Annotated in this window: 18 protein-coding genes; 9 read left to right on the plus strand and 9 right to left on the minus strand. The window is 74.9% G+C overall.

Annotation, left to right across the window (positions count from 1 at the left end):
• Positions 1-25: 25 nt before the first annotated feature.
• Complete coding sequence (locus tag FB558_RS02615; protein ID WP_142047740.1) at positions 26-1,156, minus strand: sugar ABC transporter substrate-binding protein; 1,131 nt, start codon at positions 1,154-1,156, stop codon at positions 26-28.
• A gap of 352 nt (positions 1,157-1,508) precedes the next feature.
• Positions 1,509-2,327 carry an EamA family transporter gene (locus FB558_RS02620; protein WP_142053605.1) on the minus strand — a complete coding sequence of 273 codons (819 nt, stop codon included), beginning with the start codon at positions 2,325-2,327 and terminating at the stop codon, positions 1,509-1,511.
• 334 nt (positions 2,328-2,661) lie between these two features.
• Here FB558_RS02620 and FB558_RS02625 point away from each other — a divergent pair, with 334 nt between their 5' ends.
• A complete protein-coding gene (locus FB558_RS02625; protein ID WP_142047742.1) occupies positions 2,662-2,847 on the plus strand; it encodes a DUF7455 domain-containing protein in 186 nt (61 codons plus the stop codon).
• Positions 2,848-3,279: 432 nt separating this feature from the next.
• Here the strand turns inward: FB558_RS02625 and FB558_RS02630 are convergent, their stop codons facing one another.
• Positions 3,280-5,004 carry a DEAD/DEAH box helicase gene (locus tag FB558_RS02630; RefSeq protein WP_142047743.1) on the minus strand — a complete coding sequence of 575 codons (1,725 nt, stop codon included), beginning with the start codon at positions 5,002-5,004 and terminating at the stop codon, positions 3,280-3,282.
• Between the two features lie 257 nt (positions 5,005-5,261).
• Here FB558_RS02630 and FB558_RS02635 point away from each other — a divergent pair, with 257 nt between their 5' ends.
• The gene (locus tag FB558_RS02635) at positions 5,262-6,926 is read left to right on the plus strand and encodes a PHA/PHB synthase family protein (protein WP_142047745.1); all 1,665 of its coding nucleotides are present in this window, start codon (positions 5,262-5,264) and stop codon (positions 6,924-6,926) included.
• A gap of 9 nt (positions 6,927-6,935) precedes the next feature.
• Here FB558_RS02635 and FB558_RS02640 read toward each other — a convergent pair whose 3' ends face one another.
• Both FB558_RS02640 and FB558_RS02645 read right to left on the minus strand, forming a co-directional pair.
• Positions 6,936-7,610: a class I SAM-dependent methyltransferase gene (locus tag FB558_RS02640; protein ID WP_211366030.1), complete on the minus strand. Its 675-nt coding sequence runs from the start codon at positions 7,608-7,610 to the stop codon at positions 6,936-6,938.
• 10 nt (positions 7,611-7,620) lie between these two features.
• The gene (locus FB558_RS02645; protein WP_094927130.1) at positions 7,621-7,869 is read right to left on the minus strand and encodes a DUF3039 domain-containing protein; all 249 of its coding nucleotides are present in this window, start codon (positions 7,867-7,869) and stop codon (positions 7,621-7,623) included.
• Between the two features lie 10 nt (positions 7,870-7,879).
• Between FB558_RS02645 and FB558_RS02650 the strand changes: the two genes are divergently transcribed.
• Positions 7,880-8,821, plus strand: coding sequence for a pseudouridine-5'-phosphate glycosidase (locus tag FB558_RS02650; RefSeq protein WP_246106474.1), 942 nt, complete (start codon positions 7,880-7,882; stop codon positions 8,819-8,821).
• Positions 8,818-9,681 carry a carbohydrate kinase family protein gene (locus tag FB558_RS02655; RefSeq protein ID WP_246106221.1) on the plus strand — a complete coding sequence of 288 codons (864 nt, stop codon included), beginning with the start codon at positions 8,818-8,820 and terminating at the stop codon, positions 9,679-9,681. Before FB558_RS02650 ends, FB558_RS02655 begins: the two co-directional genes overlap by 4 nt.
• A 208-nt stretch (positions 9,682-9,889) precedes the next feature.
• Here the strand turns inward: FB558_RS02655 and FB558_RS02660 are convergent, their stop codons facing one another.
• The 3 genes from FB558_RS02660 to FB558_RS02670 form a co-directional block, all read right to left on the minus strand.
• On the minus strand, positions 9,890-10,204 hold the full coding sequence (locus FB558_RS02660) for a DUF3099 domain-containing protein (protein WP_142047749.1): 315 nt from the start codon (positions 10,202-10,204) through the stop codon (positions 9,890-9,892).
• Between the two features lie 131 nt (positions 10,205-10,335).
• Complete coding sequence (locus FB558_RS02665; RefSeq protein ID WP_246106222.1) at positions 10,336-10,719, minus strand: ArsR/SmtB family transcription factor; 384 nt, start codon at positions 10,717-10,719, stop codon at positions 10,336-10,338.
• 13 nt (positions 10,720-10,732) lie between these two features.
• Positions 10,733-11,317: an HhH-GPD-type base excision DNA repair protein gene (locus tag FB558_RS02670; protein WP_142047753.1), complete on the minus strand. Its 585-nt coding sequence runs from the start codon at positions 11,315-11,317 to the stop codon at positions 10,733-10,735.
• 348 nt (positions 11,318-11,665) lie between these two features.
• Here FB558_RS02670 and FB558_RS02675 point away from each other — a divergent pair, with 348 nt between their 5' ends.
• From FB558_RS02675 to FB558_RS02690, 4 genes are all read left to right on the plus strand, one after another.
• On the plus strand, positions 11,666-13,138 hold the full coding sequence (locus FB558_RS02675; RefSeq protein WP_142047755.1) for a DUF7782 domain-containing protein: 1,473 nt from the start codon (positions 11,666-11,668) through the stop codon (positions 13,136-13,138).
• A gap of 10 nt (positions 13,139-13,148) precedes the next feature.
• On the plus strand, positions 13,149-13,574 hold the full coding sequence (gene dtd / locus FB558_RS02680) for a D-aminoacyl-tRNA deacylase (protein WP_142047757.1): 426 nt from the start codon (positions 13,149-13,151) through the stop codon (positions 13,572-13,574).
• Positions 13,575-13,736: 162 nt separating this feature from the next.
• Positions 13,737-14,798, plus strand: a complete 1,062-nt coding sequence (locus FB558_RS02685) for a sigma-70 family RNA polymerase sigma factor (protein ID WP_142047759.1) — start codon at positions 13,737-13,739, stop codon at positions 14,796-14,798.
• 174 nt (positions 14,799-14,972) lie between these two features.
• A complete protein-coding gene (locus FB558_RS02690) occupies positions 14,973-15,476 on the plus strand; it encodes a flavin reductase family protein (RefSeq protein ID WP_211366033.1) in 504 nt (167 codons plus the stop codon).
• Here FB558_RS02690 and FB558_RS02695 read toward each other — a convergent pair.
• Positions 15,443-16,399 (minus strand): TetR/AcrR family transcriptional regulator C-terminal domain-containing protein, encoded by a 957-nt coding sequence (locus FB558_RS02695; RefSeq protein WP_142047761.1) that lies wholly within the window; start codon positions 16,397-16,399, stop codon positions 15,443-15,445. The two genes, FB558_RS02690 and FB558_RS02695, sit on opposite strands and share 34 nt — an antisense overlap.
• A gap of 143 nt (positions 16,400-16,542) precedes the next feature.
• Here FB558_RS02695 and FB558_RS02700 point away from each other — a divergent pair, with 143 nt between their 5' ends.
• Complete coding sequence (locus FB558_RS02700; RefSeq protein ID WP_142047763.1) at positions 16,543-17,757, plus strand: FAD-dependent monooxygenase; 1,215 nt, start codon at positions 16,543-16,545, stop codon at positions 17,755-17,757.
• The last annotated feature ends 6 nt before the right edge of the window (positions 17,758-17,763 follow it).

Consider the following 17,763-nt stretch of genomic DNA (forward strand, 5'->3'; position numbering starts at 1 on the left):
CCCTCCGCACACGCGGGTCGACGAGCTAGCTGGTGGCGATGCCCAGCTCCTGGCAGGCCGCGGCGGTGTCCGCGACGCAGATGTCCGACGCCGGCACGGCGCCCTCGTCGACCACGGTCTTGACGTTCTCGCGGGTGATCAGCTGCGGCTCGAGCAGCACCGACTTGACCTCGCGGTTGCCCTGCGGGTCCGCCACCGTGTCGGTGGCGAGCGCGTCGGCCGCGGCGGTGTCGCCGTTCGCCAGTGCGGCCGCCAGCTTGGCGGCGGCCTCGGCCTCCTGGACGATCGGCTTGTAGACGGTCATGTACTGGTCGCCGCGCAGGATGGCCTGCAGGCCGTCCGGGGTGGCGTCCTGGCCGGTCACCGGCACCTGGCCGTTGAGGCCGTACTTCGCGAGCACGGTGATGATCGCGCCCGCCAGGCCGTCGTTCGCGGCGACGACGCCGTCGACCTGGCCGCCGTTGCCCGTCAGGATCTGCTCGAACGTGGTGCCGCCGATCTGGTTGTCCCAGTCCTCGATCTGCTGGCTCTGCACGAGCCGGTACTCACCGGACTGGTACTTCGGGCCGAGCACCCGCTGCTGGCCGTTGTAGAACAGCGTGGCGTTGTTGTCGGTCGGAGCGCCCTCGATCTCGATGATCGACGGGTTCGGGGTGCCCTTCGCGTCGAGCGCCTGCACGAGGCCCTGCCCCTGCAGCTCGCCGACCTTCTCGTTGTCGAACGAGACGTAGTAGTCGCTGGAGCCGCCCAGGTTGAGCCGGTCGTAGTCGATCGTCGGGATGCCCTGGGCCTTGGCCTTCGCGGCGACGGCCGAGCCGGACTCGCTGCTGATCGACGCGATCACCAGCACCTTGACGCCGCTGGCGATCATGCTGTCGGCCAGCGTCGAGAACTTCTGCTCGTCGCCGAGCGCGTTCTGGATGTCGGCGTCGAGGCCCTCGGCCCGCATCGCCTCCTCCAGGAGCGGCTTGTCGAAGCCCTCCCAGCGGGCGGAGCTCTCGGTCTCGGGGAGGATCACACCGACCTTGGCCCCTCCGGCCGGCGCGGCGCTCTCCTCCGCGGGCGCCGAGGGAGCGGCGGCGTTCTGGCCGCAGGCGGCGAGCACGAGGGCGAGCCCCAGTCCCGCGGCCGCGAGCGCGGTTCTCCTGATGCGCATGGTCGTCCTTCCACAGCGTCGGGGACCCCGAGCCGGAGCACGGGCGAAGTCGAACGAAATGTTGTGGCGGACAACGTATGTCCCCGATCGGGGTGGCGCCAAGCACACTGGATCGTTCAAGTGATGGCGATCCGGTCACGATCGGGTCACGAGGACGGGGATTTGTTGTGAGAAGCGGAGCTGGACGCGGCGCGGCCCCGCACCACCCACCGACGAACGGCACTCTCGTCGGTACCTAGCCGACGAGAGTGCCGTTCGTCGGCGAGGCAGGTTCACCCGCGCGTCGCATGCTCACTCGATCAGGCGGAAACGCGTGACGCATCGTGAAGGCGACGTGCGTCACTCTGCGTGGTCATCCTCCCGTTCGGCCCACCGCGGCCGGGACGTCCCCGTCGCGGGTCCGGAGGGCGACCGCGGTCACGACCGCGCCGATGCCGAGGAGCTCCAGCAGCGTCGGGACCTGCGCGAGCGCTACCAGCCCGATCACCGTGGCGGTGGCCGGGAGCAGCGCCAGCAGCACCGCGAACCGAGCCTGGCCGACGCGCCGCAGCACCACCTGGTCCAGCACGTAGGGGACCACGCTCGACAGCACTCCGACCCCGACGCCCAGCACCAGCACCAGCGGGTCGGCCAGCGCGGCGAACCCGCCCGGGCCCGCGGTCAGCAGCAACGGCGAGAGCAGGACGGCCGCCACGACGAAGCCCACGGCCATGTCGTCCAGGCCGTTGCCCCCGCTCGCCACCCGCTTCCCCAGCACGATGTAGGCCGCCCACATGCTGGCCGCCCCCAACGCCCACAACACCCCCGAAGGGCTGCCTGACCAGCGCACATCCGCGATGAGCAGCACGCCGACCGCGGCGAACAGCACCGCCGCGACGTCCCGCGGACGCCGCGACGCCGCCGCCGCGACGGCCACCGGACCGCAGAACTCGATCGCCACCACGGTGCCCAGCGGGAGCCGCGCGATGGCCTCGTAGAACGCGATGTTCATCAGGGCGGTCGCGAGCCCGAAGGCCACGGCGCGCGCGAGCCGCACGCCGCGCCAGGCCTCCCAGCGCGGCCGCCGCCAGGCGATCAGCACCGCGGCCGCGCCGAACAGGCGCAGGACCGCGACGGCCGTGGGCGACAGCCGGTCGAACAACCCGACGGCCAGCGCCGCGCCGACGTACATCGACACGCCGCCGACGATGAACAGGACGGGCGCCGGGACCCGCGTCGCCACTCCACTCAGCACGTGTGCCCAGCGTAGTCGACCCGACGGCAGTGTTTACACCGGTCGCCTTGCGGTGTCACCCGCGGCACCCCATCATTCACTCGTAGTCAACTGGATCTGCAGGAGGCCCCGGAGTGTCATCGCGCCGTCGGTACGTGACGACCGTCGCGACGCGCCACGGGAACACGTGCAGGGGTGCTGTACGTCTGGGAGAGTGGGGCGCACCGCGCAAGCGGTCGTCACAGCAAGCGATTCCGGGCCCGACCCGGGATCGAGACGGAGGGAGACCGCTATGCAGCCAGGAACCCTGACCCGGCCCGAGTTGACCGCCGCTGACCGCTGTGACCGTTGCGGAGCGGCTGCGAAGGTCCGGGCGGTGTTGCCGAAGGGCGGCGAACTGCTGTTCTGCGGTCACCACGCCCGGGCACACGCCGACAAGCTCCGAGAGCTGGAGATCGACGTGCAGTCCGGCAGTTGACCGGGGCCGGCGCAGCCGGCCCGATCACATGCCACGGACGGGGCGGGGACCACACGGTCCCCGCCCCGTCGCCGTCTCCCCACCCGGGCCGCGAACGAAGAGCGCGAGTCCCCCGTCCCGCCCCGGCGAGTCTCCCGAACGAGCAGCGCGAGTCTCCCGAACGAGCAGCGCGAGTCTCCCGAACGAGCGGTGACAGTTGCCCTTTCGGACAGGGTGAGTTCCGCAGCGACAAGGCAACCCCCGTACGGGGGCCCGGCGTGAGATTTGCCCCACCCTGACGGAAGACCCGGCCCTGTTCGGACGGGAGACCCACCCGGCGCGTACGGGAGACTCGCCCTGTTCGGACGGGAGACTCGCCCTGTCGGGACGGGAGACTCGCCCTGTCGGGACGGGAGACTCGCCCTGTCGGGACGGGGGACTCGCGGGGTGGGGTCAGCGCCAGGAGCGGATCGTGGCGATGCGCTCCTCCAGCTGCTCGATGCTCGCCATCGCGGTGGGCGGCCCGCCGCAGGACTTGCGGAGATCGTTGTGGATCACGCCGTGCGGCTTGTTCGTGCGGTGGTGGTGCAGGGCCACCAGGGTGTTCAGCTCCTTGCGGAGCTTGTTCAGCTGCTCGCGCACGGTCAGCTGCGGGCGTTCGGCGGGCGGTGGGGGCGGGGCCGCGGCGGTCTCCTGCCTGCGCTGCTGCGACCGCGTCAGCCACTCCTTCTGCCGCTGGTTGAGCAGCGTGCGCACCTGCTCGGGCTCGAGCAGGCCGGGTAGCCCGAGGTAGTCCTCCTCGTCGGCGGAGAACGACGTGCCCTCGTAGATCAGCTGGTCCAGCTCGGCCTGCGCGCCGAGGGCCGTGAACGACTTCTCGTCCTCCCCCGGCTCGTCCTGCTGGCGCTGGGCCTGGGCGAGCAGCTCGTCGTCCCACTGCTCGTCGGGCCGGTGCGGTTCGCCGAGGACGTGGTCGCGCTGCGCCTCCAGCTCGCTGGCCAGCCCGAGCAGGACCGGCACGCTCGGCAGGAACACCGACGCCGTCTCCCCCGGCCGCCGGGACCGCACGAAGCGCCCCACGGCCTGGGCGAAGAACAGCGGTGTGGACGCGCTCGTGGCGTAGACGCCGACGGCGAGCCGCGGCACGTCGACGCCCTCGGACACCATGCGGACCGCGACCATCCAGCGGTCCTCGGACTCCGCGAACCGGGCGATGCGGTCCGAGGAGCCCGGCTCGTCGGACAGCACGACGACGGGCGGGGTGCCCGTCACCTCGGTGAGGATCGCGGCGTAGGCCCGGGCCGTGGTCTGGTCGGAGGCGATGACGAGCCCGCCCGCGTCGGGCATCCCGCCCGCGCGGTGCCCCTCGAGGCGCCGGTCGGCGGCCTTGAGGACGGCGGGGATCCACTCGCCGCCGGGGTCGAGCGCGGTGCGCCAGGCCCGCGCGGTCTGCTCGGCGGTCATGGGCTCGCCGAGCCGGGCGCTGATCTCCTCGCCCGCGCTGGTGCGCCAGCTCGACATGCCCGAGTAGGCGAGGAACACGACCGGCCGCACGACGCCGTCGGCGAGCGCTTCCGCGTAGCCGTAGGCGTGGTCGGCGCGACTGCGCAGGGCGCCGTCGGCGTCGGGCACGTAGTCGACGAACGGGATCGGGTTGTCGTCGCTGCGGAACGGTGTCCCGGTGAGCGTGAGGCGCCGGGTGGCGCCGTCGAAGGCCTCCTTCACACCGTCGCCCCACGAGCGGGCGTCGCCTGCGTGGTGCACCTCGTCGAGGATCACCAGCGTGCGCCGGTTCTCGGTGCGCGCCCGGTGCAACAGCGGGTGGGCGGCGATCCCGGCGTAGGTGACGGCGATGCCGCGGTAGTCCGACGAGGTGGCGCCCATCGAGTTGCGGAACTCCGGGTCGAGCGCGATGCCGACCTGGGCGGCGGACGCGGCCCACTGGTACTTGAGGTGCTCGGTGGGCGCGACGACGGTGATCGCCTCGATCACGCGGTCGGCCAGCAGCTCGGAGGCGACGCGCAACGCGAACGCCGTCTTGCCCGCGCCGGGCGTGGCGACCGCGAGGAAGTCGCGGGGCGCGGCGGCGAGGTAACGGGCGAGCGCGCTGCGCTGCCAGGCCCGCAGGGGGCGCGAGGAGGGAGCGATCTGCTGGGCCTGAGGGGTCGGCGCGGACACACATCTCCCTGACGTCTCGACTGCTCGGGGGAACGGCCCGGCACGGGCACCCGCGTCATCGCGGGGCCCTCGCGGCGCTGCGGGGCGCCGATCAGGGTAACCGGGAGGCGCGGCGCGGTCCGTCGGGACCCGCCGGGGTGTCGCCGCGGCATCCTGGGGGACGGGAGCCGCCCGACCGGGTGAGGCCGGACTTGCCCGCGGACCGGCGCCCCGCCCATGCTGCCGAGGCCGGGTCCGCCGGCACGACAGGAGCCGCCATGACCGATCAGCACCCGTTCCCGCCGCTCGCGGCGGAGGCGGCGGTCACCGGGCTGGACGCGCTGCTCGCGGACGCCGCGACGGGTCCGCTGCGGCTGCTGCCGGGCACGTCCGGGCTCCGCTGCACGGCGGCGCTGGCTGGCCGGCCGGTGGCCGTGGTGCGCCGGGGCGCGGGCGTGGTGGCCGAGCTCGCACGGATCGGCCTCGGCCGCTCCCGGGTGGCCCCCGCCCCGGACGACGCCCGCTACGCCGACCCGGCGTGGACGACGAACCCGTTCCTGCGCCGCCTCGCCCAGGCCCACCTCGCGGCGAGCACGGCCGCGGACGCGCTGGTCACCGACGCCGCTCTCGCACCCGACGACGACGCCCGCGTGCGCACCGCGGTCGCGGGGCTCGCGGGCCTGCTCGCCCCGAGCAGCACGCCGCTGCACCCGCAGGTCTGGCGCGCCGCGGTCGAGACCGGCGGGGCCAGCACCGTCCAGGGGGTGCGCCGGCTGCTCGCCGACGTCGCCACGGCGTCCGTCCCCGGCGCGGGGGGCGGCGCGTTCGAGGTGGGCGCCGACGTCGCCGCGACGCCCGGCGCGGTGGTGCTGCGCACGCCCGTCGTCGAGCTCGTCCAGTACCTGCCGCAGACCGAGCTGGTGCACGACGTGCCGCTGCTCGTCGTGCCACCGGTGCTCAACCGCCACTACGTCGCCGACCTGGCGCCCGGGCGCAGCGTCGTCGAGCACCTCGTCCGGGCGGGCGTGCAGGTGTTCGCGCTCTCGTGGCGCAACCCGCTGGCCGACCACGCGGACTGGGACCTCGACACCTACGCCCGCGCCGTCCTGGACGCGGTGGACGCGGCCGAGCACATCGCCCGCACCCCGCGCTCGTCGCTGATGGCATTCGGCGCGGGTGCCACGCTCACGGCGATGCTGCTGGCCCACCTGGCGGCCACGGGGGCGCAGGACCGCGTGGCGACGGTCACACTGGCCGGTGCGGTGCTGGGCGTCCGGCAGGCCCCGCGGGACGCCGCCGCGGCGGTGGCCGCGTCGGAGCGGGCCGGGCACCTAGACGCCCGCCCGCTGCTCGCGGAGCTGGCGTGGCGCGCGCCCGACGCCCTGCTGTGGCCGCAGGCGGTGCGTGCCTACCTCTGCGGCGCGGAGCCGGCGGCGTCGGAGGCGCTGTTCTGGCTCGGCGACACGACCCGGCTCCCGGCCGGCCTGCACCGCGACCTGGTGGACGTCGCGACGCGGGCAGCGCTCGCGGTGCCGGGGGCGGCCGGGCTGCTGGGCACGCCGCTGGACCTCGCGAAGGTCGACCGGGACTGCTACCTGGTCGCCGGCGCAGCCGATCCCGTCACGCCGTGGCGCGACGCGTGGGCCGCCACGTGCCTCCTCGGGGGCGCGTGCCGCTTCGTGCTGGCCGCGGGCGGGCAGGTGGCGTCGCTGGTGAGCCCGCCCGGGGGCGCGGACGTGCGGTTCCGGGCGGTGGACGGGGCGCACGGCGATCCGGACCGGCGTCTCGCGTCGGCCGCCGAGCACCCCGGCTCCTGGTGGGAGGACCACGTCGCCTGGCTCACCGCCCGCAGCGGACCGCTGCACGACGCGCCCCCCGAGCTGGGCGGCCGCGGCCTGCACGCGCTGGCCCCGGCGCCCGGGCAGTACGTGCAGCAGCGCTGACCGGGTGGGCTATGCGGCGCGGGCGACGGCCAGGCGGTAGGACGAGCGGCGGGTGCTGCGCATCGTGACGAGCTCCTCGAGTTCGACGCCGGCGTCGGCGAAGGCCTTGCGGAACTCGTGCTCGTAGGTGACCCGCCCGAAGTGGATCGTGGTGACGTGCTGGGCGAGCGGCTTGGCGCGCTCCAGCAGCGGGGAGCGCCGGTGGTGGAAGGTCTGCGTGCTGAACAGCCGGCCGCCGGGCGCGAGCAGCGACGCCACGTGCGCGATGGCGGCGACCGGGTCGGGCAGCAGCATGAGGCTGGCGCTGAAGTAGACCGCGTCGTACGGGCCGCCCCGGTGGTCGTACACCGAGCCGAGGACGGGCGAGACCTGCCCGGTGAGCCCGGCGCGGCCCAGGGCGTCGCGGCAGCGCGCGAGGTAGTCGCGGTCGATGTCGAGGCCGACGACGGCGAGGTGCTTGGCGCGCACCACGTCGGCGCACCGCGCGAGGGCCGCCCCGGTGCCGATGCCGACGTCCAGCAGGCGCGCGCCGTCGGGCAGCCGCTCGAGGACCTGCCGGTACCACGTGGCGGTCATGCCGGCGATGATCCGGTCGTAGACCCAGGCGCGCACGGCGCTGCGCGCGGGCACCCGGGACCCGGGCGGCACGTCGCCCGGTACTCGCGCGGGGTGGTCGCTCACCACGAGGGGCCGATCAGTCCTCGCCCCCGGACTGCAGCGACTCGTAGATCTCCTTGCACTCCGGGCACACCGGCGAGCCGGGCTTGGGCGAGCGGGTGACCGGGAAGGTCTCCCCGCAGAGTGCCACCACGACGTTGCCGAGCACGGCGCTCTCCGCGATCTTGTTCTTCTTGACGTAGTGGAACATCTTCGGCGTGTCGTCGCCGGTCGTGTCGGTGCCCTCGGGACGGGTGTCGACGTCGGGCAGCACCTGCGTGGCCATGTCGTCCATGATGCCCCACGTGCGCTCCCCCGTCTCCCCGCCGGTTCCGCTCCAGCCCTCCCCCGAGGTCGCCGAGGCCGTCGCCGCGGGGCGCCCCGTCGTCGCCCTCGAGAGCACCCTGCTCGCCCACGGGCTGCCCGCCCCCCAGAACCGCGCCGCGGCCGACCAGCTCGAGGCCGCCGTCCGGGCGAACGGTGCGGTGCCGGCCACGGTGGCCGTCCTCGACGGCGTCGCCCGCGTCGGGCTGTCGGCGCGCGAGCTGGACCGGGTGTGCGGGGACGGGCTCGCGAAGCTCTCGGCGCGCGACCTCGGCGCCGCCGTCGGGCTGGGCCGCGACGGCGCGACGACCGTGGCCGCCACCGCGGCGCTGGCGCAGGCCGCCGGCGTGCAGGTGTTCGCCACCGGCGGTGTGGGCGGGGTGCACCGCGGTGCGCGGGAGAGCTGGGACGTCTCCGCGGACCTGGCCGCGCTCGCGGTCACCGGCGTGCTCGTCGTCTGCTCCGGGGTGAAGTCGATCCTCGACGTGCCCGCGACGCTGGAGGTGCTCGAGACGGAGTCCGTGCCCGTCCTGGGTTACCGCACCGACACCTTCCCCGGCTTCTACCGGCGCGACTCCGGCCACCCGGTCCCGTGGCGGGTGGACTCCCCCACCGAGGCCGCCGCGGTGTGGCGCGCGCACCGGGCACTGGGGCAGCGGGCGGGCGCCGTGCTGGCGCAGCCGGTGCCCGCGGACGCCGAGCTCGACGCCGTGCTGCACGACCGGCTGCTCGACGAGGGGCTCGCGCTGATCGCCTCGCGGGGCGTCACGGGCAAGGACGTCACACCCGTGCTGCTGGAGCACTTCCACGAGGGCAGCGGGGGTGCGAGCCTGCGCACGAACCTCGCGCTGGTGCGGGCGAACGCCGAGCTGGCCGCGCAGGTCGCCGCGGCGCTCGCCGCGGACGGCGGGTGAGCCCCCGCGTCGTGGTGGTGGGCGACCTCGCGGTCGACGTGCTCGTCCAACCGCGGTCGCCCGCCGTGCCGGGGGCCGACGTGCCGGCGCGGATCCGCTCGCGCGCGGGCGGCGCGGGCGCCAACACCGCCGCCTGGCTCGCGCACCTGGGCGCCGAGGTCACGCTCGTGGGTCGCGTCGGCGACGACCCGGCGGGCAGCGCGGCGACCGCGGAGCTGCGCGCGGCCGGGGTCAGGACGGCGCTGGCCGTCGACGCGGAGCTGCCGACCTGCACCGTCGTCGTGCTGCTGGACGACGGGGAGCGCACGATGCTCTCCGACCGCGGCGCCGCCGCGCGCCTCGCCGCTGCCGACCTCCCGCCGCTGCGCGGCGCCGACCACCTGCACCTGTCCGGTTACGTCCTGCTGGACCCGGCGTCACGGCCCGCCGGGGTGGCCGCGCTGGCCGCCGCCCGCGCGGCGGGGCTGAGCACCTCGGTCGACCCGCAGGCGGCCCCCGCCCTCACCCCGGCGTTCACCGCCGACGTGCACGGCGTCGACCTGCTGCTGCCCAACGCCGCCGAGTGGCGGGCCCTCGGCGGGTCGGCGGAGGTGCTGCTGGACGTCGTCGGCGCGGTGGCCGTGACCGACGGCCGGCGCGGGGCCCGCTGGGTGGACCGGCGCGGCACCTGGACGGCCGACGCGCCACGGGTGGACGTGACCGACCCCACCGGGGCGGGGGACGCCTTCGACGCGGGGCTGCTGGTCGCGTGGCTCGCGGGCGCGGACCCGGTGACCGCGCTGCGGGCCGGGTGCGCGGCGGGTGCCGCGGCGGTGGCGCAGCTGGGCGCGCGGCCCACGCGGGGCCCCGGTCACCGATAGGGGGTGGAACCGGACCACCGCAAGGTGCGCCGGCATCCACAGCCATGGTCAGCGAGAGTGGTACCAGGGCGGCAGATCTGCCGCCCTCACACCACTCCTGGCGATCATGACCGGAGGTGCACGTCAGCGCGGTCGCGAGGGCCTGCCGCGGCTCAGACCGCGCCCCAGCCACATGATCAAAGCCGGCGGACGGACCTGGTCGACCCCGTCAACCGTCGATGACCGGGTGCTCGCGGCGCTCGATCTGGCGCCGGTCGGCCTGGTAGCGGTTGACGTCCTCGGCCTTCTTCGGCAGCCGGTCGTTGGCGATGAGCACGGCCATCCAGGGCAGCGGGATCGAGAGCACCAGCAGCGAGACCGCCAGCCACGGGATCTGGTAGAAGGCCGCAGCCAGGATCATGCACGGGATGCGCATGCCCATCATGATCTTGTAACGCCGCTTCCGCACCGCCAGCTCCTCCTCGTAGGAGCGGGCCGCATCGGTGATGAGCACCGGATCGGCGTCGCGCTGCGGTTCTGCCACGGCGAACTCCCTCGCTGGCGCCGGTGGGCGCCGTCCCGGTGAGGCCGACTGCGCATCCCCACCTCGCGGTTCCCATCGTGCCACTCGGGGGGCGGCCGCGCCTGCCGACCCCGCGGCGTGCGGCCGGCGTGTCAGCCGTGCTGGTGCGCGTGCAGCACCACGTCGCCGACGACGCCGTCGGACACCACGTCCAGCAGGCGGGTGGTGAGCTCGCCGGTGACGCGGTAGCGCACCAGCCGGCCCTCGCGGTGGGCGCTGACCATCCCGTGCGCGCGCAGCAACCGCAGGGCGTGGGAGACGGCGCTGTCGCTCATCCCCACGGCGAAGGCCAGGTCGGAGACGCAGAGGTCGCCGGCGTGGTGCAGGGCCAGCAGGATGCTCAGGCGGTTGGCGTCACCCAGCGCGTCGAGCACCGCGGCGGAGTGCTGCACCCGGTCGGCGTCGGCGAGCACCGCGGCGGCGTCGCACACCTGGTCGGGGTCGATGACGCGCGCGTCCCGTCGGGCCGCGGGCACCCGGTGCACGCGCTCAGCCCCCGGCCTTCGCGGCCTTCGCCGCGGCCTTCTTCGCCTGCTTGTACTCGCGCACCCGGACCAGCGAACCGGCGTCGACGACGTCGGCCACCGACCGGTGCACGCCGTCCTCGCCGTAACCGCCCGCCGCCTCCCGCCAGCCGGCCGGGGTGACGCCGCGTTGCTTGCCCAGCAGCGCGGTGAAGATCTGCGCCTTCTGGGTGCCGAACCCGGGCAGCGCGGCGAGGCGGCGGAACAGCTCGCGGCCGTCGTCGACGTCGCGCCAGATCGCCGAGGCGTCTCCGTCGTACCGTTCGACCACGGCGGCGGCGAGCGCCTGCACCCGCGCCGCCATCGAGCCCGGGTAGCGGTGCACGGCCGGCGGGCCGCGGAAGACCTCGACGAGCGCCTCCGGGTCGTGGGCGGCGAGCGCGTGCGCGTCCAGCTCGGTGACGCCGAGGCGCTGCGCGATCAGGCCGGGGCCGGCGAACGCGCGCTCCATCGGGAACTGCTGGTCCAGCAGCATGCCGATCAGCAGGGCCAGTGGGTCGCGGTCGAGCAGCGCGTCGGCGTCGGCGTCCTGGGCGAGACAGAGGGCCACGGGAGGAGGGTAGCGCCGCGGCCGGCCGCGGCGGAGCCGAACGCGCACCCGGTCGCGCCTGCGCCCGAGGCACCTCGCACACCGATTGCTGCTCTGCCACACCGACTGCAGTCGGTGTGGCAGCACCGGAGTCGATGTGTGAGGGCTCCGCGGGGCGGTGCCGGCTCCCGCGGCCGCGCAGTCGCCGCAGGCGCCGCTCGGCCTCCCACCGCGACCCTCGGTCCGTCGAACACCGAGTTCTGCGCTCCCACACCGACTGCAGTCGGTGTGCCGGCGTCGAAGTCGGTGTGCGAGCCGACTGTCCGGGTCCGCGCGTTCGCTCTCGGGGCCCGGGGCGAAACTGTGCGCGTGCTTCCCCACCTCTCCCCCGCCTCCGCCGAGTCGCTGCGCACCGCGCTGCGGCGCGCCCGCTTCACCACCGACGGCGTCCGGGAGCTGCTCGGCCCGTCGGCCCACGCGGCGCTCGGCCGCGGCGAGGTCGAGCCCGCGTTCCGCGCCACCCGGGAGGGCGGCGAGCTCGGGGTGCTCGTGCGGCTGCTGCTGCTCGGGGGCGTCGAGTCGGATGCCGCCGTCACCGCGGCGCTCGCGCCGCTCACCCCGTCGGAGGCGCGGGACGCCGGCCTGCTGGTCCCCGCGGGCGACGGGTGGGGAGCCGCGCTCGACCTGCGCCCCTACGCCGATGACGACGGCGAGTGGTGGGTGCTGTCGGACCTCGACGCCCGCCGCCAGGACCGCGACCACGTCACCGGGGTGGGCGCCGCGTCGCTCACGCTGGCCGCCGCCACCGTGCGCCGCCCGGTCGGGTCGCTGCTCGACCTGGGCACCGGGTGCGGGGTGCAGGCGCTGCACGCGGGGCGGCACGCGGGCGCCGTCACGGCCACCGACGTGGCACCGCGGGCGCTCGCGATGGCGCGCGCCACCTTCGCGCTCAACCAGGTCGACGTCGAGCTGCTCGAGGGGCCCTGGCTGGAGCCGGTGGCGGGCAGGCGGTTCGACCAGATCGTGTCGAACCCGCCGTTCGTGCCCGGCCCGGCGCGGGTGGACTACGTCTACCGCGACTCCGGTCAGGACGGCGATGCCGCCCTCGCCGCGCTGCTGCGGGCGCTGCCCGGGCACCTGGAGCCGGGCGGGGTGGCGCAGCTGCTCGGGTCGTGGCTGCACGTGCGGGGCGAGGACTGGCCCGACCGGGTGCGGTCCTGGCTGCCCCCGGGCGTCGACGCCTGGATCGTGCAGCGCGAGGTGTCCGACCCGGCGCTGCACGTCGGCACCTGGCAGCGCGACGCGGGCCTGGACCTCACCTCCCCCGAGGCGCGGGCGCAGGCGGGCGCGTGGCTGGACTGGATGGAACGCGAGCGCGTCGAGGCGGTCGGGTTCGGATTCCTGACCGTCCGGCGGACCGACGCGGAACCGGCCGTCGTGTTCGAGGACGTCCTCGGTGAGGTCAGCGACCCGCTCGGCCCGGAGACCGCGGGCTGGCTGGACCGGGTCGACTGGCTGCGCGCCCACGCCGCGGACGAGGCGCTGCTCGCCGCGCCGCTCACCGTGGCGCCGTCGGTGGTGCTGGAGACCTACGCCGAGCCGGGCGCGGACGGCTGGACCGAGGTCGGCGCCGCGGTCGCCCGCACCGACGGGCCGCGCTGGCGCCACGAGGTGGACGGCCCGGCCGCGGCGCTGCTGGCCGGCTGCCAGGGGGCGCTGGCGCTGGGCGAGCTCGTGGAGCTGCTGGCCGTGGCCCACGACCGGCCGTCCGGGGAGCTCGTCGCGGCGACCCTGCCAGCCGTGCGCGAGTTCGTGCGGCACGGCGTGCTGGTGCCGGCGTGAGGACTCTCACATGAGGGCGGTGGCCGCCCGCGTGACGCGCGCGGCCGTGCGCGTGGACGGCGAGGTCGTCGGCGCGATCGACCGGCCCGGGCTGCTGGTGCTGCTCGGCGTGCACCGCGAGGACACGGCCGCCGCGGTGCCGGTGATGGCGCGCAAGCTGCACGAGCTGCGCATCCTCGACGGGGAGCGCTCCTGCGCCGACACGGGCGCGCCGCTGCTGGTGGTGAGCCAGTTCACGCTCTACGGGCAGACGCGCAAGGGCCGCCGCCCGTCCTGGTCGGCGGCCGCGCCACCGGAGCGGGCCCAGCCGCTGGTCGAGGCGGTGGTGGCGGCGCTGCGCGAGCGCGGCGCGCCGGTGGCCACGGGCGTGTTCGGCGCCGCGATGGCGGTGGAGTCGGTGAACGACGGACCGTTCACCGTGCTCGTGGAGGTGTGAGCCCGCGTCGTGCGGGCACACGTTCTGAGGGCTCGCTGAGAGTGCACGAGCACACAACCGCGTCGTGGGAACGATGTGCGGCATGGACGCGTTGACGCCCATGAGAGCCCCGGCGGCAGCTGACGCAGACGCCCCGCCCGGGTCGCGCAAGGGGAGGACCACATGACAGCGCCCACCATCAACCGGCCCGCGAAGACCCGCCGGCCGGCCATTCCAGGCCAGCGTACCGACTCCGATGCCTTGGACACCACCACCGGCAACCGGATCGAGATCCCGGAGCTGTCCGCGGAGGACCTGGACGCCCAGAGCCCCGCGGCCGACCTCGTCCGGGTGTACCTCAACGGCATCGGCAAGACCGCGCTGCTGACCGCGGCGCAGGAGGTCGACCTGGCCAAGCGCATCGAGGCCGGGGTGTTCGCGCAGCACGTGCTCGACCAGGCCGCCCCCGGTGAGCTCGACAAGCAGTACGCCGCCGACCTGCGGGCGATCGTCCGCGACGGCCGGCGCGCCCGCAACCACCTCCTGGAGGCCAACCTCCGGCTCGTGGTGTCGCTGGCCAAGCGCTACACGGGTCGCGGCATGCCGCTGCTGGACCTCATCCAGGAGGGCAACCTCGGCCTCATCCGCGCCGTGGAGAAGTTCGACTACAGCAAGGGCTTCAAGTTCTCGACCTACGCCACCTGGTGGATCCGCCAGGCCATCACCCGCGGCATGGCCGACCAGGCGCGCACGATCCGCCTGCCCGTCCACCTCGTGGAGCAGGTCAACAAGCTGGCCCGGATCAAGCGGGACCTGCACCAGAAGCTCGGCCGCGACGCCACCCACGAGGAGCTGGCCGCCGAGTCGGGCATCGCGGAGGAGAAGATCGCCGACCTGCTCGACCACGCTCGGGACCCGGTGAGCCTCGACATGCCGGTCGGGTCCGAGGAGGAGGCCCCGCTCGGTGACTTCATCGAGGACGGCGAGGCCGCCGACGCCGAGACCACGGTGATCTCGCACCTGCTGCACGACGACCTGCGTCGGGTGCTCTCCACGCTGGAGGACCGCGAGCAGCAGGTCATCCGGATGCGCTACGGGCTGGACGACGGCCAGCCGCGCACGCTGGACCAGATCGGGCGCCGCTTCGGGCTCTCCCGGGAGCGGGTGCGCCAGATCGAGCGCGAGGTCATGGCGAAGCTGCGGATCGGCGAGCGCGCCGACCGCCTGCGCGCCTACGCCAGCTGACGGCCCGATCCGAAAGCCGGACCGGCGCCACCCGAATGGGCTCCCCGTGAGCCGGGTGGCGCCGGTCGCGGCGTGTGTACCGCACCCGCGGAGCCGCCGTGGTGGCGACGCACCGGATGAACGGCGGAGTTCACCCTGACGGGTGGCGCCGTCCGCGGCGTTAGGGTCGGGGCCATGGGGGCATCCGTCGGACCGGTCTCACCCGCCGTGATGCGGGAGGTGCTGGGCCACTTCGTGTCCGGCATCGTCGTCGTCACGGCCGCAGGTCCGGACGGGCCCGTCGGCTTCACCTGCCAGTCGTTCGCCTCGCTGTCGCTGGACCCGCCGCTGGTCAGCTTCGCACCCGCGCGCACCTCGTCCACCTGGCCCCGGATCCGCGCGGCCGGCACGTTCTGCGTCAACGTGCTGGCCGCCGACCACCAGGAGCTCAGCATCGGTTTCGCCCGCTCGGGCGTGGACAAGTTCGACGGCGTGCCGTGGCGGCGCGGCCCGTCCGGAGCGCCGGTGCTGGACGGCGTCAGCGCCTGGATCGACTGCACACTGTGGAACGAGTACGACGGCGGCGACCACACGATCGCCGTCGGCCGGGTGGTCGACCTGGGTGCCGATCCCGCCCGGCTGCCGTTGCTCTACTACCGCGGTCGCTACGGCGTCACGTCCGATCCGGGCGCGGTCTGAACCGGCGGCTCGAGCAGAACCGCGAAGCCGTCGAGCAGGCGCTGCAGGCCGAACTCGAACAACGTGTCCAGGTCGAAGTCGTAGGGCGTCGTGAGCATCCGCTCGAACACCGGGAACGCGCCATCGGCGAGCATCGCGCGCAGTGACGGCACCTGGGTGTCCATCCACGCGTCGGGGTCCATCCCGCTCTGCGCCTCGGCCTCGACCTCGGGTTCGAGGTTGACCGCCGTGCCGCGCACGTAGTTGAAGAGCGTGAGGTAGGCGGTGAAGGCCGTGACCCGGTCGGCCCCGCTGTCGTCCAGCGCGGCCAGCGTCCACTCCGAGTAGGCGAGCCCGCTGGCGAGCGGCTGCGGGCGCGTCATGGACATCGCCGGGGCCAGCCAGGGGTGGCGGCGGAACAGCGCCCACAACTGCCGCGCCGCCGCCTCCAACCGCGCCCGCCAGCCCGCCGGTGGGTCCGCCGGGGGGCGCCACTCGCCCATCGCCGCATCCAGCATCCGCAGCACGAGGTCGTCCTTGTCCGCCACGTGCCGGTACAGCGCCATCGTGGCCGCGCCGAGGTCGGTGGCCACGCGCCGCATCGACAGCCCGGCCAGCCCTTCCCGGTCGGCGATCGCGATCGCGGCGCCGACGATGCGGTCGGGGTCCAGCGCCCCGTCGGTCGCGGCCGGGCGCCGCGGGCGCCCCGGGCCGGGCACCGGGCCCGGGCGGGCCTCCACGACGGTGCCCGAGCCCCGTTCGGCGCGCACGAGCCCGTCCCGGCGCAGCACGCCCAGGGCCTTGGTGGCCGTGGCCATCGCGACACCCCAGCGCCGGGTGATCTCCCGGGTCGAGGGCACCCGGTCACCGGGGGCGAGCTCGCCGGACTCGATCCGCTGACGGATGTCGGCCACGATCCGCGCGTAGGGCGGGCTGTCGTCCACGTCTCCTCCGTACTAGTGCACCTCGATCAGGGGTCGAGAGTAGCCCTGCTCGCCCCCCTGCCTAGTGCACTAGTGCAGCTCGAATGCTCATCACCGCTGGCAGAACGCTTGTACAAGGTGTCTGTACGACGTACGCTCCGCTCGTGAAGAACACCGACATCCTGATCTCCGGCGCCGGCATCGCGGGACCCGCGCTGGCGTACTGGCTACGCGAGCACGGCTTCCGGCCCACCGTCGTGGAACGGGCGCCCGCCCTGCGCCCCGGCGGCCAGGCCGTCGACCTGCGGGGCGCGGGGCGCACCGTCGTCGAACGCATGGGACTGATGGACGACGCGCGGGCCGTGGCCCTCGACCAGCGCGGCATCGCCTACGTGGACGACGACGGCCGGATCCGCGCCCGGATGGGAGCGGACGCCTTCGGCGGCGAGGGCATCGTCTCCGAGATCGAGATCCTCAGGGGCGACCTCGCGGAGGTGCTCCACCGCGCGACGCCCCCCGGCACCGAGTACCTGTTCGACGACACGGTCACCGGCATCGCCCAGGACGACGACGGCGTCACGGTCACGTTCGAGAAGTCGGCGCCGCGCCGCTTCGGGCTGGTGATCGGCGCCGACGGGCTGCACTCGGCGGTCCGGACGATCGCCTTCGGCCCGCAGCCGCAGGCCGTCCGCCCGCTCGGCTGCTACATCGCCTGGTTCACCGCGCCGGCCGACATCGACCTCGACGGCTGGTACATGATGCACAACGCTCCCGGCGGGCTCGTCGCGTCGGCGCGGCCGGGCCGGCGGCCCGGCGAGATCAAGGCCGGGTTCGGCTTCCGCTCCGACCCGATCCCCTACGACCGCCGCGACGTGGCCCGGCAGCGCGAGATCGTGGCCGAGCGCTTCGCCTGCGTCGGGTGGGAGGCCCCTGCGCTCGTCGCGGCGATGCGCGAGGCACCGGACTTCGCCTTCGACGCGATGAGCCAGGTGCACCTGGACCGCTGGTCGGCGGGGCGGGTCGCGCTCCTCGGCGACGCGGGCTACTGCCCCACCCCGCTCACCGGGCTCGGCACGAGCCTCGCGCTCGTCGGGGCGTACGTGCTCGCGGGCGAGCTCGCGGCCGCCGGGGGCGACCACCGCGTGGCGTTCGGGCGGTACGAGGAGGTGATGCGGCCCTACGTCGTCGAGGCCCAGAAGCTGCCGCCGGGGGGCGTCGGCGGCTACGCGCCGCTGTCCCGGTTCCAGATCGGGCTGCGGACGGCCTCGATGCGGTGGATGACCCGCTGGCCGCTGCGGCCCCTGATCGCCGCGCAGTTCGCCAAGGCCGGGAACATCGCGCTCCCCGACTACGGCCGGGCGGCGTCGCTCTCCTCGTGACCGCTC

This window comes from Pseudonocardia kunmingensis (assembly GCF_006716445.1).
Classification (GTDB): domain Bacteria; phylum Actinomycetota; class Actinomycetes; order Mycobacteriales; family Pseudonocardiaceae; genus Pseudonocardia; species Pseudonocardia kunmingensis.

What these genes read in the sequence shown, in the direction of transcription:
- FB558_RS02615 (WP_142047740.1), bottom strand. Translation starts at nt 1,156, where the DNA reads ATGCGCATCAGGAGAACCGCGCTCGCGGCCGCGGGACTGGGGCTCGCC.
- FB558_RS02620 (WP_142053605.1), bottom strand. Translation starts at nt 2,327, where the DNA reads ATGTACGTCGGCGCGGCGCTGGCCGTCGGGTTGTTCGACCGGCTGTCG.
- FB558_RS02625 (WP_142047742.1), top strand. Translation starts at nt 2,662, where the DNA reads ATGCAGCCAGGAACCCTGACCCGGCCCGAGTTGACCGCCGCTGACCGC.
- FB558_RS02635 (WP_142047745.1), top strand. Translation starts at nt 5,262, where the DNA reads ATGACCGATCAGCACCCGTTCCCGCCGCTCGCGGCGGAGGCGGCGGTC.
- FB558_RS02645 (WP_094927130.1), bottom strand. Translation starts at nt 7,869, where the DNA reads ATGGCCACGCAGGTGCTGCCCGACGTCGACACCCGTCCCGAGGGCACC.
- FB558_RS02650 (WP_246106474.1), top strand. Translation starts at nt 7,880, where the DNA reads ATGCCCCACGTGCGCTCCCCCGTCTCCCCGCCGGTTCCGCTCCAGCCC.
- dtd (WP_142047757.1), top strand. Translation starts at nt 13,149, where the DNA reads ATGAGGGCGGTGGCCGCCCGCGTGACGCGCGCGGCCGTGCGCGTGGAC.
- FB558_RS02685 (WP_142047759.1), top strand. Translation starts at nt 13,737, where the DNA reads ATGACAGCGCCCACCATCAACCGGCCCGCGAAGACCCGCCGGCCGGCC.
- FB558_RS02690 (WP_211366033.1), top strand. Translation starts at nt 14,973, where the DNA reads ATGGGGGCATCCGTCGGACCGGTCTCACCCGCCGTGATGCGGGAGGTG.